At 46.8% G+C, this 15493-nt stretch carries 18 protein-coding genes; 3 read left to right on the forward strand and 15 right to left on the reverse strand.

Annotation, left to right across the window (positions count from 1 at the left end; all coding sequences use genetic code 11):
- Positions 1-12: 12 nt before the first annotated feature.
- The 4 genes from ACN6MW_RS31295 to yneA all read right to left on the reverse strand — a co-directional run bounded on the left by ACN6MW_RS31295 (position 13) and on the right by yneA (position 2360).
- On the reverse strand, positions 13-525 hold the full coding sequence (locus ACN6MW_RS31295; protein WP_364148580.1) for a hypothetical protein: 513 nt from the start codon (positions 523-525) through the stop codon (positions 13-15).
- A 20-nt stretch (positions 526-545) separates the two neighbouring features.
- Positions 546-1535, reverse strand: a complete 990-nt coding sequence (locus ACN6MW_RS31300) for an aldo/keto reductase (protein WP_419873607.1) — start codon at positions 1533-1535, stop codon at positions 546-548.
- Positions 1536-1580: 45 nt separating this feature from the next.
- Positions 1581-1772, reverse strand: a complete 192-nt coding sequence (locus tag ACN6MW_RS31305; protein ID WP_419873608.1) for a DUF896 domain-containing protein — start codon at positions 1770-1772, stop codon at positions 1581-1583.
- Between the two features lie 270 nt (positions 1773-2042).
- A complete protein-coding gene (gene yneA / locus ACN6MW_RS31310; protein WP_419873609.1) occupies positions 2043-2360 on the reverse strand; it encodes a cell division suppressor protein YneA in 318 nt (105 codons plus the stop codon).
- A gap of 214 nt (positions 2361-2574) precedes the next feature.
- On the opposite strand from yneA, the gene lexA reads away from it, so the two are divergent.
- The 3 genes from lexA (at position 2575) to ACN6MW_RS31325 (ending at position 4107) form a co-directional block, all read left to right on the forward strand.
- Entirely contained in the window at positions 2575-3195 is a 621-nt protein-coding gene (lexA, locus tag ACN6MW_RS31315; protein ID WP_114378485.1) for a transcriptional repressor LexA, read from the forward strand.
- 202 nt (positions 3196-3397) lie between these two features.
- Positions 3398-3505 carry a sporulation protein YjcZ gene (yjcZ, locus tag ACN6MW_RS31320; RefSeq protein ID WP_364148593.1) on the forward strand — a complete coding sequence of 36 codons (108 nt, stop codon included), beginning with the start codon at positions 3398-3400 and terminating at the stop codon, positions 3503-3505.
- 374 nt (positions 3506-3879) lie between these two features.
- On the forward strand, positions 3880-4107 hold the full coding sequence (locus tag ACN6MW_RS31325; RefSeq protein WP_419873610.1) for a hypothetical protein: 228 nt from the start codon (positions 3880-3882) through the stop codon (positions 4105-4107).
- Between the two features lie 32 nt (positions 4108-4139).
- Here ACN6MW_RS31325 and ACN6MW_RS31330 read toward each other — a convergent pair whose 3' ends face one another.
- The 11 genes from ACN6MW_RS31330 to ACN6MW_RS31380 all read right to left on the reverse strand — a co-directional run bounded on the left by ACN6MW_RS31330 (position 4140) and on the right by ACN6MW_RS31380 (position 15487).
- On the reverse strand, positions 4140-4373 hold the full coding sequence (locus tag ACN6MW_RS31330) for a hypothetical protein (protein ID WP_419873611.1): 234 nt from the start codon (positions 4371-4373) through the stop codon (positions 4140-4142).
- 62 nt (positions 4374-4435) lie between these two features.
- Positions 4436-5074 carry a hypothetical protein gene (locus ACN6MW_RS31335; protein ID WP_419873612.1) on the reverse strand — a complete coding sequence of 213 codons (639 nt, stop codon included), beginning with the start codon at positions 5072-5074 and terminating at the stop codon, positions 4436-4438.
- Between the two features lie 168 nt (positions 5075-5242).
- The gene (gene glnA, locus ACN6MW_RS31340) at positions 5243-6571 is read right to left on the reverse strand and encodes a type I glutamate--ammonia ligase (protein ID WP_364148601.1); all 1329 of its coding nucleotides are present in this window, start codon (positions 6569-6571) and stop codon (positions 5243-5245) included.
- A 46-nt stretch (positions 6572-6617) separates the two neighbouring features.
- Positions 6618-7028: a MerR family transcriptional regulator gene (locus ACN6MW_RS31345; RefSeq protein ID WP_053376247.1), complete on the reverse strand. Its 411-nt coding sequence runs from the start codon at positions 7026-7028 to the stop codon at positions 6618-6620.
- Between the two features lie 62 nt (positions 7029-7090).
- Positions 7091-8383 (reverse strand): aminotransferase class I/II-fold pyridoxal phosphate-dependent enzyme, encoded by a 1293-nt coding sequence (locus ACN6MW_RS31350; RefSeq protein ID WP_419873613.1) that lies wholly within the window; start codon positions 8381-8383, stop codon positions 7091-7093.
- Positions 8384-8482: 99 nt separating this feature from the next.
- The gene (gene hflX, locus ACN6MW_RS31355) at positions 8483-9772 is read right to left on the reverse strand and encodes a GTPase HflX (protein WP_364148608.1); all 1290 of its coding nucleotides are present in this window, start codon (positions 9770-9772) and stop codon (positions 8483-8485) included.
- Between the two features lie 25 nt (positions 9773-9797).
- Positions 9798-10787, reverse strand: coding sequence for an AAA family ATPase (locus ACN6MW_RS31360; RefSeq protein WP_419873614.1), 990 nt, complete (start codon positions 10785-10787; stop codon positions 9798-9800).
- Between the two features lie 89 nt (positions 10788-10876).
- Positions 10877-11554 carry a YdcF family protein gene (locus ACN6MW_RS31365; protein ID WP_419873615.1) on the reverse strand — a complete coding sequence of 226 codons (678 nt, stop codon included), beginning with the start codon at positions 11552-11554 and terminating at the stop codon, positions 10877-10879.
- On the reverse strand, positions 11551-12108 hold the full coding sequence (locus tag ACN6MW_RS31370) for a DUF402 domain-containing protein (protein ID WP_364148613.1): 558 nt from the start codon (positions 12106-12108) through the stop codon (positions 11551-11553). The genes ACN6MW_RS31365 and ACN6MW_RS31370 overlap by 4 nt, the downstream gene beginning before the upstream one ends.
- Before the next feature lie 224 nt (positions 12109-12332).
- Entirely contained in the window at positions 12333-12980 is a 648-nt protein-coding gene (locus ACN6MW_RS31375; RefSeq protein WP_419873616.1) for a peptidylprolyl isomerase, read from the reverse strand.
- 2 nt (positions 12981-12982) lie between these two features.
- A complete protein-coding gene (locus ACN6MW_RS31380) occupies positions 12983-15487 on the reverse strand; it encodes a PBP1A family penicillin-binding protein (protein ID WP_419873617.1) in 2505 nt (834 codons plus the stop codon).
- Positions 15488-15493 lie beyond the last annotated feature (6 nt).

A 15493-nucleotide genomic window follows, 5' to 3' on the forward strand; every position in this document is an offset into this window, starting at 1 on the left:
CTCTCCTACCTATTATTTTTCCTGAAAAGGAATGCCGTTTGCTTGCGCAAACACTTTCAGCTTCTCGCTAATTTCTTCAGTCGGAAACCTGTTCGTTAATTTAGAGAACACCCAGTTACCGCCTTTATGCTGCTCCACGATTACATAACCCTTTTGTGCGCTAAATCCTTTAATTGCCGAAGCAGGAATACGCTTATCTCCTGTCAAACGGCGTGATTGCACAAAGTCTTTGCCAATCGTTATGTACGGACGTCTAAAGAAAAAGAGGACCGCAAGTAAAATATAACAGCCAACTGTTATCCAAAACATCGTATCCATTTTGAATTGGGATGAGCTTTGCATCAAGATGACGTACATGCCAATAAATAAAATCAATAAAATTGGCGCGATGTAATTGCGTCCAATTATTTTTTCCGATTTCTCGGCATTAAAAACGATTTGGCCATTGCCTTGTTTTTTGCGTTGTTTATTCACTTCGGTCATATTTTTGCGCACTTTGCGCTCCCAGGAACGTGACAAGCTCATTCTCCTCCTAATTTAAAACCCTATTCAAACGGTCTGCGGAATTTTTCGATGAAGCGATTAGGATAATCATCCGGAAGCGCGCTGACTTCCTCCAATCGGTTCCAAATCTCGTCTGGCATTTCCCAGCCAATTGCTCCGATATTATCCTCAAACTGTTCTAGTTTACTGGCACCGAAAATCGGCGATGTAATTCCTTCGCGTTGAATCAGCCATCTTAACGCAACCTGCGCCGGCGTTTTATCCAGTTCCTTGGCAGCTTCCAGCAATGTGTCAAGAATGATGAAATTTTTGTCCAAGGCACGATTGATCCAAGCGCTCTCTCCTACCTTAGAAGTCAACCGGCCTTCCTTTGGTTCTTCTCTCGAGTAACGTCCCGTTAAAAATCCGCCGCCAATGGGAGCCCATGGAATAATGCCTACCTTCTCCTCTAAACAAAGCGACATCATTTCCCGGTCCATTTGTCTGCTCACCAAGCTGTATTGCGGCTGAATGGAAACAAAACGGACATATCGGCTTGCATCGCTGCATGCCAGCGATTTCATTAACTGCCAAGCGAAAAAATTCGAGCATCCTATGTAACGAACCTTACCCGAGGTTACAAGATCATCAAGCGTGCGCAGGGTCTCTTCAATCGGTGTCGCATGATCCCATACATGTACCTGATATAAATCGATATAATCGGTTTGAAGACGTCTCAAGCTTGCTTCAACGCCATCCATGATATGCTTGCGCGATAACCCCACGCCATTAATATTTTGGGAAGTGGTCATCCTCACCTTTGTCGCCAGAACGATATCGGATCGATTCTTTTTAATCGCTTTCCCGACTATTTCCTCGGAACGGCCGCTTACATATACGTCAGCCGTATCGAGAAAATTGCCTCCCCGGTCAACAAAACGATTGATCATTTCAATCGAATCCTCTTCGCTCGTTGTGTTACCGAAGGTCATCGTTCCCAAGCAAAGCTCGGATACTGCCAGTCCACTTTTGCCTAATAGTTTGTAATTCATCTAATCACCCTTCCTTGGATATTAAATGATTGCCCTAGACATTTATTAATGCTTGATATTATCCTTGTCATCCACGATTTCAATCGTTTCGAGCTGCTGCCGGAAATTGTTCTTGAAGTTCGTTAAATATTGCTTGCGAAGCTCATCTCTTTCTGCCGTTTCCGCATCGGTTAAACCTTCCGATTTATTTTTACGAGCGAGCTCGTTAATCCGTTCAATTATTTTCGAGAATTCCATACCTTGCTCTACTCCTCTCATGATGAAAAACCACTACTCTATACTTTGACATTTTCGACGTTCAGTTGTCAAGGCAAGGGGAATGCATTCTATGCTCTTAACCCTACGCCACGAATCCTTCCTTTTAATGAGTACTTCCAAAAGGAAATAAACAAGCGCTTCAATTAAAACGCAAAAATGCTTTCCGAGACAAGCAGATTCAAGTAATCTGCTTGTTCCAGAAAGCATAATGGTGAGCGATATTAGCGAAGCCATATAAAATAACTCTACTTATATATTTGGAATGATTAGCTTCTGCCCGGACTTAATCTCTGCATTATGTAATTCATTCCGGTCCTTAATCATATAAACCACATATCTGATATCATGGCTGGAATCATTGAATTGTTTAGCAATTTCCCAAAGCGTATCGCCTGGACGAACCGTGATCACCTGTTCTTCATTCGACGCAGCTTCAGGAGAAGTACCCGATGCATCTGTTCCCATCATGAGAAAGCTCGTGAATAAAAGAGTAAACAAAGCTGAACATACGATAACCTTAACCGTATGACGCTTTACCAAGCGTACAACCGCTTTTGTAACTTTCATTGCTTTGCTCGTTTCCTGCTTATGGATCGTTCTATAAAAGCTTGGACTAGTTATCATTTATCAGCACCCCAAACGTTTGTTCTGTTTTTAGAATACACGAACAAACGTTTGGTGTCAACAAAAAATGCGAACCTTTGTACTTAAGAACTTATGTTTGTACGAACTCCGGTTCTATGTTATAATTTTTTGCAAACCTACTAATGGAGTGATTGCAGTGTCGAAGATTTCTAACCGACAACATTCGATTCTTGAATTTATTAAGAATGAAGTCCGGGAGAAAGGCTATCCGCCCTCCGTTCGAGAAATCGGCGAAGCTGTCGGATTGTTATCCAGTTCAACCGTTCACGGTCATCTAGACCGCCTGGAGAAGAAAGGCCTAATTCGCCGAGATCCTACGAAACCCCGTGCCATTGAGATTTTAGACCAAGAAGGCGTCGATGGCATTATTCCGCTTTCCGTGGCCAAGGTGCCGATAGTCGGTAAGGTTACAGCCGGTGTGCCAATCACAGCTACGGAGAACATCGAGGAGTATTTCCCGCTCCCTTCCCATTTTGTGGGTGATAGCAGCGTATTTATTCTGAATGTAATGGGCGAGAGCATGATCGAAGCCGGCATTCACGATGGGGATTACGTCATTGTCCGCCAGCAGCAAACGGCAAATAACGGTGAAATCGTTGTTGCAATGACCGAAGACGACGAGGCAACGGTGAAGACGTTCTACAAGGAGAAAAATCATATTCGATTGCAGCCGGAAAATTCCTCTATGCAGCCGATTTTACTCCAAAATGTAACGATTCTTGGCAAAGTCATCGGTCTTTTCCGCGACATTCATTAATGGCATCACACTCGTACATAAAGAAAAGGCTGGATCAGATGCATGAGCATCATTGATCCAGTCTTTTCTTTGCTTACAGTCATCCCACCTAGTAAAAATAGGCATCTGCAGGATCGGCCGTCCCAAGACAAACACCCAATCACTGAGCAAATATCCCGCATAACATACTGTGTACTCAACACGTAAGGAGGTGCATTGAAAAATGTCCGGTTACGTTGGCGGAGCTTTTACAAATTTAGGTACAATTTTGGTTCTCTTCATTTTGTTGGTGATTATCGCATGCAGCTGTATGGGTTTTGGCGGCTACTAAATAGCGGCCCTATCCTTTGTTTCAGTTCTAGACATTTGACTTCATACAAAAAGACCCTATAAACGGGTCTTTTTTTATGCGAAGGATATTCAGTTACCTCAATTATTATAGGATCAGAGCGGCGCATTGCATGTCGGTTGAACCCATCCGTAAATAAAGGCGGGCAAGTTACATAGGCAGCGGTAGAAGCATAGGCTGTTCGTATCAAAATAAATGATTGGAGGAAAACGCAATGGCTTTCGGACCGGTTGTCCCCCCATTTTACCCTTTTCCGCCCACTTATCCCTATCCATACCCGTATCCATATCCTTACCTGGAAGTGCTTCCGCTTCCCCTTCCATTCCCCATTGACAGCTTCGGAGGACCTTTGTGGCATGGCGGCATACATGGAGGAGGCTTCTTCCCTGGCGGAGGATCAGGCGGCTTTCACGGCGGGCATTCAGGAGGCATTCATGGTGGCTCTCATGGGGGACACCGTCAATATTGTAAATAAATATATGATCATAAAGCAGGTTATAAGCATATCGGGGGTTGATAAGGTTCAGCCTAAAGCCCTAAAGCCCACGTTGCGCGATAAGCTCTTATTCTGCACATTAGTTTAAAATCCTTTGCTTATCCATGCTGCGCTTTCCTTTTATTTGGCCATCTCGGAAATAGCCTTGCTGTGTACGATGGCTCGCGCCTGGCCAGATTTGGCCGCGCGGATCATAGCTAGTCCAAGCTCCCTTAATGAAATCACATGGTTCGGGTAGGGGATTCGGAGCATCGGATACAACCACTTCAAAGCAGAATAGTAGCCATGCGTATTCGTTAAGCCCTTAATATCTGATTTCGTAAATCCGTTGTAACATTTATAAAAAAACAGCATCCTCTTCTTATCATAAACAATCGCTTGATTAAAGTAAAAATACGATTTGGGTTAGCTGCATATCAATTGCGCGACACCGCACGTTTTCCAAAAAGGACCGCGGAGTACAGAGGTTTGAGCACCCGGCCCAGTCTTTGGCGATCAAGCTTGGGATACTGATATAATGGACCTTCATAGACGGCTTGGACACTCTCGTGTTCAAGAAAATCGTTCGGCGTCACTAAAGTTGATGGACGGTTCCACAGGTGAATTCCGCTGCTGCGGAGCGTCTCAGCAACAAACTGCGAACAGAAATAGGAATGCGCAGGCTGCAAATCCATATCTAAGAGAATGCCAAGCAGCCCAATTAAATTATAGCGATACTTATTCTTATCCTTCTCGAACTCGCAAATTACTTTTATTATCGATGTTCTTTGCTGTTCCGTTACCGACATACGCAGCAGCTTGCAGCGTGTTTCCGGAAAATGCCGGTATGTTCCCTGATAGATATCCTCCTTCACAAACCCCGCGTTTAATGGATTATGCACATGCTTACGCCCAAAGCTATAAATTTCTTCTAAGTTCTCGTCCAGCACGAGTGAAGCATGATTGTAAGGCGCACCCGTAAATCCTTTGATCAGCCTGGTGAACAAGGTTCCGGTATCGGTAAGTAAAATATATATGTTGTTTGTCTTCTCGCTTTTTAAGTTTGTAATGGTCATCCTGCTCATCTCCTGAACTACGTTGTTATATTCATCCGGCAGCCGTTGTTAACTGTACTGAATATAACAATTCGTCAGACAAGCGGATAGTACCAACTCTGTATAGTACTGCCAGCTCAAAAAAAAATCCCTCAACGCAATTTGCGTCAAGGGATTCTAATTATTATTTTAATAAAGCGTCAAATATTGATCTCTTTCCCATTGGTGAACCTGAGTACGGTACATATCCCATTCGATTTCTTTCAGCTCATAGAAATGGGCAAGCGCGTGATCGCCGAGTGCTTCGCAAATGATATCGCTTCTTAGCATTTCATCGAGTGCTTCCTTCAAATCGAGCGGCAAGCTTGGAATGCCTGCATCCTGACGTTCTTCCTCGGTCATGATGTAGATGTTCCGGTCTGTTGGAGCCGGCAATGGCAGCTTGTTCTGTATACCGTCAAGACCAGCCTTAAGCATAACGGCTAGCGCTAGGTATGGATTTGCTGCCGGATCTGGATTACGAACCTCTACGCGAGTGCTGAGACCGCGTGAAGCCGGAATACGGATCATTGGCGAACGGTTGCTTGCTGACCAAGCAACATAACAAGGCGCTTCATAACCAGGCACCAAACGTTTATAGGAGTTGATCGTTGGGTTCGTAATGGCTGCCATTGCTCTGGCATGCTGCAAAATGCCTGCCATGTAGTGGCGTGCAGTTGCACTTAGGCCCAGCTTGTCCTTCTCGTCATAGAATACATTCGTATCTCCTTGGAACAAGGACTGGTGACAGTGCATGCCGGAGCCGTTTACGCCGAACAATGGTTTTGGCATAAATGATGCGTGCAGGCCATGCTCGCGTGCAACCGTTTTGACGACAAGCTTAAACGTTTGGATTTGATCCGCTGCTTTGATGGCGTCCGCATATTTGAAATCGATCTCATGCTGTCCTGGAGCAACTTCATGGTGGGATGCTTCAATCTCAAAGCCCATTTCTTCCAGCGTAAGAACGATTTCACGACGGCAGTTCTCACCCATATCCATAGGAGCTAAGTCGAAATAACCGCCTTGGTCGTTTAATTCTGTCGTCGGCTCGCCGCGCTCGTCGGTTTTGAACAAGAAAAACTCAGGCTCAGGACCGACATTCATTGCTGAATAACCAAGATCTTCGGCTTCTTTCAAAGCACGCTTCAAAATACCGCGCGGGTCACCGGCGAAAGGCGTTCCGTCAGGCATATAAATATCGCATATCAAACGGGCAACGCGATCTTGCGTGACCCATGGAAATACAACCCAAGTATCGAGATCAGGGTACAGGTACATATCAGACTCCTCGATACGCACGTAACCTTCAATGGACGAACCATCGAACATCATTTTGTTGTCGAGCGCTTTTTCAAGCTGGCTCACGGGAATTTCTACGTTTTTGATCGTTCCGAGTAAATCCGTAAACTGCAAACGGATAAAACGAACATTTTGTTCCTGTGCTATACGTCTAATATCCTCTTTAGTGTAACTCACAGAATCATCTCCTTTGATGGCGTATCAATAATTAAAAATAGTCCAACTAGCGCTTATTTAAGAAACGAGTCAATTGTCCTTGAATTAGCGATGCCTGACCCGGTCTTTTCTCGAGCAATTGCTGTTTAAGCAAACGATGCAGCTGCTGATCGGATAGCTCACGCCGCTTTACTTCCGATTGCTCGCTTACGATCGTTGCGTCATCCGACTCCTTCGATACCGGATTCATCACTTGTTTAATACCGGCGATGTTAACGCCCTTCTCAATCAATGATTTAATTTCCAAAAGCCGTTCTACGTCATTAAACGAAAATAACCGCTGGTTTCCTGCAGTTCTTGCAGGGACGATCAATTCATGCTGTTCGTAATACCGGATTTGGCGGGCCGTTAAATCCGTCAGCTTCATTACGATGCCGATTGGAAATAAGGCCATATTTCTGCGAATATCATCAGCCATGTCGCATCAACCTTCCAGTCGTTCATTAATATGTTCATTCTAACCGTTCCTACGCAAATGTGTCAAGTTATGTAAGGTTTAATCACAATTAAACCACTGTCCACAAGTCGATAAAGCGCAGTCAGAATACCATATTTAGCATGAGCGTAGGTAAGGCCGCCCTGCATGTATGCAATGTAAGGTTCACGAATTGGAGCATCTGCTGAAAGCTCAAGACTGCCCCCTTGAATGAACGTTCCTGCCGCCATTATGACAGCATTCTCGTAACCAGGCATATCCCAAGGCTCGGGAACGACATGAGAATCGACGGCAGCCGCCTGCTGTATTCCTTGAACAAACGCAATTAAATGCTCGGCTTGCCCAAAACGAACGGCTTGGATAAGATCGGTCCGCGGTTCGTTCCATCTCGGTTTTGTTTCAAAACCAAGTTCCTCGAACAAGGCCGCTGCCAGCACGCTTCCTTTAATAGCTTGTCCAACCAAGTGGGGAGCCAAAAATAAACCTTGAAACATGTTTCTGAGCGTGCCTAGCATTGCGCCGACTTCGCCGCCTATTCCGGGCGCTGTCAATCGAAAGGAGGCAGCTTCGACAGCAAAGGCTTTGCCGGCGATATAACCGCCGGTTTCAGCCAAGCCCCCGCCAGGATTTTTGATTAGGGATCCTGCCATTAGATCTACCCCGACTTGGGTAGGCTCTAACAGCTCAGTGAACTCCCCGTAACAATTATCCACAAAAACAATAACGTCAGGCTTCAATGCTTTGACACGCTTGACGATAGCTTCGATTTCAGTAACGGTAAACGAAGCTCTCCAATCATAGCCGCGTGAACGCTGGATTCCGATGACCTTAGTTTTCTCCGTAATCGCAAGCGAAATTCGATCCCAATCGAGACCGCCATCCTCTAGAAGCGGCACCTCCGAATACGTTATGCCAAAGTCCTGCAATGAACCCATCCCGTCTCCAGGCTTGCCAATGACCTTATGCAGCGTATCGTATGGTCTTCCAGTCACATACAGCAGCTCATCGCCTGGCCTAAGGACACCGAATAACGCACAGCTGATTGTATGCGTGCCCGAGACGAAATGCGGCCTGACGATTGCTGCCTCCGCTCCCATAACATCCGCGTACACAAGATCAAGTATTTCACGTCCGCGGTCATTATAGCCATAACCTGTTGATCCCGTGAAATGAAAATCGCTCACTTTATGGCGCTGAAACGCCTCGATGACCTTCCATTGATTACGTTCAGCTATTTTATCGACGCTGCGGAAAGCTTCTGAAGCCAGCAGCTCGGACTGCTCAGCGACCTGCTCAAGATGTTCCCACAGCTTCTGATTATCATGTTGCCTATTCATTTCTTATCTTCTCCTTAAAGTTTTGCGAAGCAAAACTACTTCGTAAGCATGGACCTAAGTTTTGCGAAGTAAAACTACTTCATAAGCCTATGTAACCGATTATTCGATATACTGCTTCAGACGGTGCCCATGCTGCTCATACTCTTGCTTGCTGACTTGAACGGTAAGCCGCAGCGACTCTTCCGTCACTTCTTGGCTAATCACCTCGCCGCTGCGATAGGCCAGCGCAATCAGGTCACCGCGTTCAGCAGGAACGTTAAAGGTCACGACATCCCCGCTCAGCTTATCCTGGACCGTTTGCTTCAGAAGCTCAAGGTCATCTGCATCGTAAGCGCTGATGACTAGATTATCGCCGCTTGTTATAGGCAGATCGGCTAAAGTGCCGTTGCTTATGCACATGTCTTTCTTATTGTAGACCTTAATAAAAGGCTTATCGGATGCACCGAGATCGCCTAGAATTTTGTTCACAACAGCAATTTGCTCATCGCGCACTGGCGAGCTGCTGTCAATGACATGGAGCACTAAGTCAGCCTCGCAAACTTCTTCTAAAGTCGCGCGGAATGCAGCTATGAGATCCGTTGGCAGGTTTTGAATAAAGCCTACCGTGTCGGTGATCACGATTTCTCTGCCGTTTGGCAGCTCCAGTGTTCTGGACGTCGGGTCAAGTGTAGCGAATAATTGATTCTCCACATAAACATCGGCATCCGTCAGCTCGCGGAGCAGCGTCGACTTCCCTGCATTCGTATAGCCAACCAAGGCAACCTGCGTGACTCCTGATTTTTTGCGGCGCTCACGGTGCAGCTTCCGGTGGCGGACAACCTCTTCAAGCACCGTCTTCAGATCAAAAATCCGGTCTCGGATATGCCTGCGATCCGTCTCTAGCTTTGATTCGCCCGGGCCGCGGGTACCGATGCCTCCGCCTAGTCTGGAAAGGTTTTTGCTTTGTCCGGACAAACGCGGGAGCAGGTAGCTAAGCTGGGCAAGTTCGACTTGGATGATGCCTTCGCGGGTTTTTGCTCTCCCGGCGAAAATATCTAGAATAAGCTGCGTGCGATCGACGATTTTCAAATCGAGCGCTTCTTCAAGATTGCGGACCTGGGCACCCGATAATTCCTGATCGAATATGGCGGTCGTAGCGCCCAGCTCATCGGCTAAAGCTTTAACCTCTTGCACCTTGCCCTTACCGATAAACCATTTGGAATCCACAGATTCCTTGTTCTGCGTAATCGTCGTGAGCACTTCGACGCCTGCCGTTTCGGTTAGCTGCACAAGCTCTTGAAGCGACATTTCCGGGTCGCCGCCTTTGCGCTTATCATTTGAAGTAACCAAACTAATCAAAATCGCTTTCTCAATCATATTGGGATTCGTATCGAATGTTTTCTCGCTCATTTTATACTCCTTCTAAGCTCCAGCATTATATTGGCTTCGTTTCCCATTTCAAATCCTCTGGCCTGATCGTCATTAATTCCTGCTTTGCGGGAACCGAATTGGCATAATGCGTAAGCAGACGAACGGCTTGAAACCTAATCGCCTTCTCAATCGAGTTCCGGACATACCGCGCATTGCTAAACGAAAACATCGTGCTTAGCTTCTCCTGCATGAGATGCTGCCTTAATTTGAATACGGTCTGCGGCATCAAAATGTAATCGCGGTCCTTTGCCATCAGCTCGCTAATTTGAATCAATTGATCCACCGAATAATCCGGAAAATCGATTTGGATCGGAAAGCGTGAGGGAAGGCCTGGATTGGTCAGCAAAAAATCCTCGATTTCGGCAGGATATCCGGCAAGAATAAGCACGAATTGGTTTTTGTGGTCCTCCATGGCTTTTACGAGCGTATCGATCGCTTCTTTACCGAAATCCTTTTCTCCACCGCGCGCAAGGCTGTAGGCCTCATCCACAAAAAGGACGCCCCCTATTGCTTTACGCACAAGATCTCGCGTCTTCTGCGCTGTATGCCCGATGTATTCGCCAACAAGATCCGCGCGCTCCACCTCGATTAAATGTCCTTTTGTAAGGACGCCCATCTTCTGGAATAGCTTCGCTACGATTCGCGCGATGGTCGTTTTTCCCGTACCGGGATTACCCTTAAAAATCATATGATACACATGAGAGCCGCCAAATAAACCTGCTTCCGAACGCATTCGGCTAATATAAAGCAGCGCATATATTTCATAAATAAGTGATTTCACGTTTTCCATGCCAATCATCGGTTCGAGTTCTTTTTGAATATCGGCATAATGATCCACGCTGGGAAGCGGCTTTACCGCAGGAAGCGGATCTGCTTCAAGCGCATGGGCTGATGCTCCTGTCTGAAATGTTTCTTGGCTTCTTAGGACCACATTAATTTGACGGGAAGGCCTTGCGGAGCCATTTCCGGGTCCCGATATGACGTGTCCACTCATCTGTCGCATCACCTATCCTTTGCATCGAAAGCTGTTGCGGCTGACCGCACTACAAGTTTATTCTACCTTGCAGCTGCATATTAGCAGATTTACAGCGACGAATCGGAAGACGGAAATCCAAACATGCGTAGAAGCGAGTCAAGCCTCCATTTAGTGAATGCAAGTACTTCCCGCGACTCATTGTATACGGGATTCAGCACTTTCGATTTTGTGGCAGCCACCTGAAGCGGCGAATAATCAAGCTGTTTGGCGATTTCCTTCGCTCTTGCAGCATGATAATCATGCGTAATGACAAGAAGACTTCCCACCTTGTTCTGATCCGCTATCCTTTTGCTAAAAGCCAGGTTCTCATACGTGCTTGTTGAATTTTCTTCTAGCAACAGCTTGTCAGCCGATATACCTTTTTTTAACAGATAGTCGCGCATGCCCTCTGCTTCCGTTTTGGTCGATCCGTTCGCATCTAAACCGCCTGACAAAATCAGCTTGTCCACCGTTCCCTCTTCATACAGCCGCAAAGCGAATTCCAACCGTTCCTTTAACGCCGGACTTGGCAAATCATTCCATAAAGCGGCGCCAAGAATAATACCCGCATCCGATTTGATAAGCGGTTTATCTGCTTGGTAGCCATTAATTAACCACAATAAATATCCGCACCAAAACACGCCTGCACATATTCCCCAGGCAACAACACGAAACAAGAGCAGCCACGGACGCCTTTTTCTAGACCGTTTGCGTGAGCTGCTCCTTTTACCCGTAGCCGTATTCATGATTCGCTTAATTCCCCAGTTCTTTCAAGTAAGCTTTTCCGATGTTTCAGACTGAGCGTAAAATACCGGAAACGGCCATTTCGAATGCTTGAAAGCAATTTCCCTGCCGTTTTGCGGGCCAATGCTACATCCTTACCGTTGACGTCCCCTTGTCTAAGCGCATCCTCCAGCTCATCCTCGTCCATGAGGAATACTTCTCCGCTAGGCAGCACTACGACATCTAAGTAGAGATCATCGAACCAAGGCACCTGCTGATCGGTTAAGCCCTGTGTCTTGCACACATCGATATACCATTGCACGACGCGTCCCTTGTCATCAAACATCGTTGTGACGACAAAATGCTCGCCTCTAGGAAAATGCTGCATCCACAAATAACCGCGATCGGCCAAACACAGCTTCCGTCCGTTATATTCCTTCCATAACGGCTCGCGCAATTCATGAATCCGGTAAAACGTCACGAGTCCTTTAAACTCCTCGCCGTCAAGCGCAAGGCATGAATAGCTTTTGCGCAAGATACGCCGCCAGTTGGCGCGGTCTGAAAATTTTCTCTTCATACGGAACGTACCTTTCCGTTCAATTGGGAAAAGCTTGCACGGAACCTGCAGCGCTTTTCTCGGCTCTAATTTTACAGTGTATGCCTTACAACCAACGATAGTTGTTATTTACCTATAAAAAAAGATTACCATATCTTAACGTCCATCTCCAGCCGACAGGCAAAATAAACCAAGCTCTATGCCGGAAAATAAAAAGAATACCGCCCTAGAAGGCGGTATTCTTTTTATTTCTCTACAATTTCGATCGAGTTGATGATGATTTTCTCAGACGGCTTGTTATTTTTCATCGGTGTCTTCGCTATGGCTTGCACGACCTCCATACCGCTTTCCACCTTGCCGAAAATCGAATAATTAGGCTCCCGGTTCAAGTTTTCCGAATCGGGCCCCGTGCAAATGAAAAACTGGCTTCCGCCCGAATTAGGCTTACTGGCATTTGCCATGGCTACAATGCCCTCATCGTATTTCATTTCCGTGCTAAGCTCATCCGGGATGGAATAACCGGGTGTGCCTGTGCCATTTCCTTTCGGATCACCGGTTTGGATCATGAAGTTCTCAATCATATTATGAAAGGTGAGCCCCTCATAAAAACCTTCCCGAGCAAGAAAAACGAAATTATTTACGGTAACCGGTGCTTCATCCGCAAACAGCTTCACCGAAAATTCGCCTTTTGTCGTTTGAAACTTGGCCACATACGATTTATCGAGATCAATTTGCATGTCAGGCATTTTGTCCCAAATCATCGTCTTGGCGGAAGCTTGTGCGGTACTCCCGTCAATAACTCCCGACCCATTCTTGCCGCAGCCTGATAAAAGCATGATGACCGCGGCAAGCATGAATAAAGAAAGGATTCGTGCCGTTCTTCTTTCCGTCATTGCTAACCACCCGTTTCTTGCGAATTGCCGCCGGTTTCAGAGTTTCCTAGAGCGTTCGTGCTGTTGTTCGCGCCTAGACCGTCGTCAGGTACCGGTGTAGGTGTAGGTGTCGGCGTTGGAACAGGTTCGCCTGTTCCATTCCCGCTGCCAGGATCAACCGTCGCTTCCGGCTCCGTATCTTCAGACGGACTTGGAGAAGGAGACTCCCCGTCCCCTTCGAGAGGAGGCGTGATCTCGCCGCCATCCGGATCGACGGGGTCCGGTTCCATCGGAACTTCCGGAATAATTTCGGTTTCCGGTATGGTAACCTTGATTTTCGCGGAAGGCGCGCTTTCCTGATCATTTTCAGCATCATAGGCAACGACATAATATTCATAGGTCATTCCCGGGAATGCGCTCATATCGTTTACCCCCGTAGAGGTCAATGAATCCACGAACCGGATATATTCACTCTCTGACGCTTCTTTACGGTAAACCTGATAAGTCACTTCGCCGTCCTGGAACGGATCCCATGACAATTGAACCCGCATTTCTTCCGGAATGAATACTGCATTAAAATTCGTTATTGCTGCCGGCGGCTTATCTTCTTTAATGCCTTGCGGTTTATTAAAGCTTGATTCCGGTACGTTTTTCATGGCTGGCTTCATTACCTTCGCGAACATTGCCGCAGCTTGGCTGCTTCCCGTCTTCAAGTAGTGATCCAAGTCAGTCCTATCGTATCCCATCCATACGGATGCTGTCCACTCCGGCGTATAGCCAACAAACCATGCATCCTTTACGCCGTCGCCTGTGAATCCTTTAATCCCGTGCTGCGTCGTACCCGTTTTACCTGCCAGCTGGCGGCCGATCGCTGCTTTCGTTCCCGTACCGCCCCTTTGAACGACGGTTTGCATCATTTCCGTCAAATAATAGGCTGTCTCGGCGGACATCAACTGCTTAGCAGCCGGCGCTTTGTAGGTATAAGAATTATTCGATTTCCCATCAATTTTGCGAATCGAGTGCGTATCAACAGACTTCCCGGCATTAGCGAATACGCTGAATGCCGTCGCCATCTGAATAGGCGTTGCTCCGTTGGTTAAGCCGCCGAGAGCTGCTGATAAGTTGCGGTCCCGATCATCCAATTCAATCCCAAGCTTAGAAGAGAAAGCAAAACCTTTCTTGAGGCCGACCTGATTCAGCATCCAGACGGCCGCCAAGTTGCGTGAGTCCTTAATGGCCTGCGTCATGCTGACCGGGGTCGCCCCCCACCTGTCAGTCGGACAATAGTCTCCATAACATTTCTTGTCGTTGGCAAGAGTGGTCCATGGATAAAATTTGCCTGATTCAAGCGCTGGCCCATAAGCAATGATCGGTTTGAAGGCTGAACCCGGCTGACGTTTTACCTCAGCGCGATTCAAACCTTTCTTCACGTAATCACGCCCGCCGGAAATGGCTTGTATTGTGCCGTCACGGTGATCGATAATAATCATCGCGCCTTCAACCTGCTGTTCATCCTTGCTCTTCTCGAAATTGTCATCGTCGTTGAACTGAGCATCCATCGCGTCTTGAGCTTGCGTGTTTAGCGTAGTATAAATTTTAAAGCCGCCGATGCGAAGCTCCTCTTCCGAAAGGTTCATAACCTCCGTTGCTTCTTCCACCACATAATCCACGAACGCAGGGTATTTATCCGAGTTGCTTTCGTTATGGTTTTCCGGAATTTCGTATACGACCGCTTTCGCTTTCTCCATCTCTGCTGCCGTAATAAACCCTTGATCGAACATGAGCTTCAGGACAACCGCTCTCCGGTTCATCGAATCTTCCGGATGGGCGATCGGATTGTAGCGGTTAGGCGCTTTCGGCATAGCCGCAATCGTTGCAATCTGCCAGAGCTCCAATTTATCAAGGTCGGTATCGAAATAAAATTTTGCGGCTTCCTTGACGCCGTGTACCCTTTTCCCGAAAAAGATACGGTTCAAATACATCGTCAGGATCTCGTCCTTCGAATACTGCTGCTCCAGCGCGACTGCGATCGATGCCTCCGTCGCTTTACGGAAAAACGTTTTGTCTGCCGTTAAAAATACGTTTTTTGCTAATTGCTGCGTAATGGTGCTTGCGCCTTCCACAGCGCTTCGTGCGATAACGTCCTTAACGACAGCTCGTCCGATTGCGAATAAATCAATCCCGGAATGCTCGTAAAAGCGCTGATCCTCCGTTGCCACAATTGCATTAAGCAGCTGCTTCGGAATTTCCGAGAATTCCGCTATTTCACGGTTTTCATTAGGATCTGACAATCTTGCAATCTCTTTGTCATTCGCATCGTAGATGATGGATGCTTCTCCAAAAACCAGCTTGTTTGCGTTCTCGGTCAACACTCGCTCACCGTTCAAAATAATGAGCAAATAGCCGATGACGCCGCATACGATTGCAATTACCGCTGTAAAGAATAAGCCATAAAACCATTTACGCCCCGAAATTCTTTTTTTCCTCTTTGGTTTCGGTGCAGTCTTTGTGCGCGGTCGTTCAGCCATAGCCGA

The sequence above is a fragment of the Pristimantibacillus sp. PTI5 genome (assembly GCF_048572955.1).
Classification (GTDB): Bacteria; Bacillota; Bacilli; order Paenibacillales; family Paenibacillaceae; genus Pristimantibacillus.

Bases quoted from the DNA above. Each gene is read 5' to 3' on its own strand.
- ACN6MW_RS31305 (WP_419873608.1), bottom strand. From the start codon at position 1,772: ATGGAATTCTCGAAAATAATTGAACGGATTAACGAGCTCGCTCGTAAA.
- ACN6MW_RS31295 (WP_364148580.1), bottom strand. From the start codon at position 525: ATGAGCTTGTCACGTTCCTGGGAGCGCAAAGTGCGCAAAAATATGACC.
- ACN6MW_RS31330 (WP_419873611.1), bottom strand. From the start codon at position 4,373: ATGCTGTTTTTTTATAAATGTTACAACGGATTTACGAAATCAGATATT.
- yjcZ (WP_364148593.1), top strand. From the start codon at position 3,398: ATGTCCGGTTACGTTGGCGGAGCTTTTACAAATTTAGGTACAATTTTG.
- ACN6MW_RS31365 (WP_419873615.1), bottom strand. From the start codon at position 11,554: ATGAATACGGCTACGGGTAAAAGGAGCAGCTCACGCAAACGGTCTAGA.
- ACN6MW_RS31375 (WP_419873616.1), bottom strand. From the start codon at position 12,980: ATGACGGAAAGAAGAACGGCACGAATCCTTTCTTTATTCATGCTTGCC.
- ACN6MW_RS31350 (WP_419873613.1), bottom strand. From the start codon at position 8,383: ATGAATAGGCAACATGATAATCAGAAGCTGTGGGAACATCTTGAGCAG.
- ACN6MW_RS31325 (WP_419873610.1), top strand. From the start codon at position 3,880: ATGGCGGCATACATGGAGGAGGCTTCTTCCCTGGCGGAGGATCAGGCG.
- ACN6MW_RS31360 (WP_419873614.1), bottom strand. From the start codon at position 10,787: ATGAGTGGACACGTCATATCGGGACCCGGAAATGGCTCCGCAAGGCCT.
- hflX (WP_364148608.1), bottom strand. From the start codon at position 9,772: ATGAGCGAGAAAACATTCGATACGAATCCCAATATGATTGAGAAAGCG.
- ACN6MW_RS31370 (WP_364148613.1), bottom strand. From the start codon at position 12,108: ATGAAGAGAAAATTTTCAGACCGCGCCAACTGGCGGCGTATCTTGCGC.
- ACN6MW_RS31335 (WP_419873612.1), bottom strand. From the start codon at position 5,074: ATGACCATTACAAACTTAAAAAGCGAGAAGACAAACAACATATATATT.
- yneA (WP_419873609.1), bottom strand. From the start codon at position 2,360: ATGAAAGTTACAAAAGCGGTTGTACGCTTGGTAAAGCGTCATACGGTT.
- ACN6MW_RS31345 (WP_053376247.1), bottom strand. From the start codon at position 7,028: ATGGCTGATGATATTCGCAGAAATATGGCCTTATTTCCAATCGGCATC.
- ACN6MW_RS31300 (WP_419873607.1), bottom strand. From the start codon at position 1,535: ATGAATTACAAACTATTAGGCAAAAGTGGACTGGCAGTATCCGAGCTT.
- ACN6MW_RS31380 (WP_419873617.1), bottom strand. From the start codon at position 15,487: ATGGCTGAACGACCGCGCACAAAGACTGCACCGAAACCAAAGAGGAAA.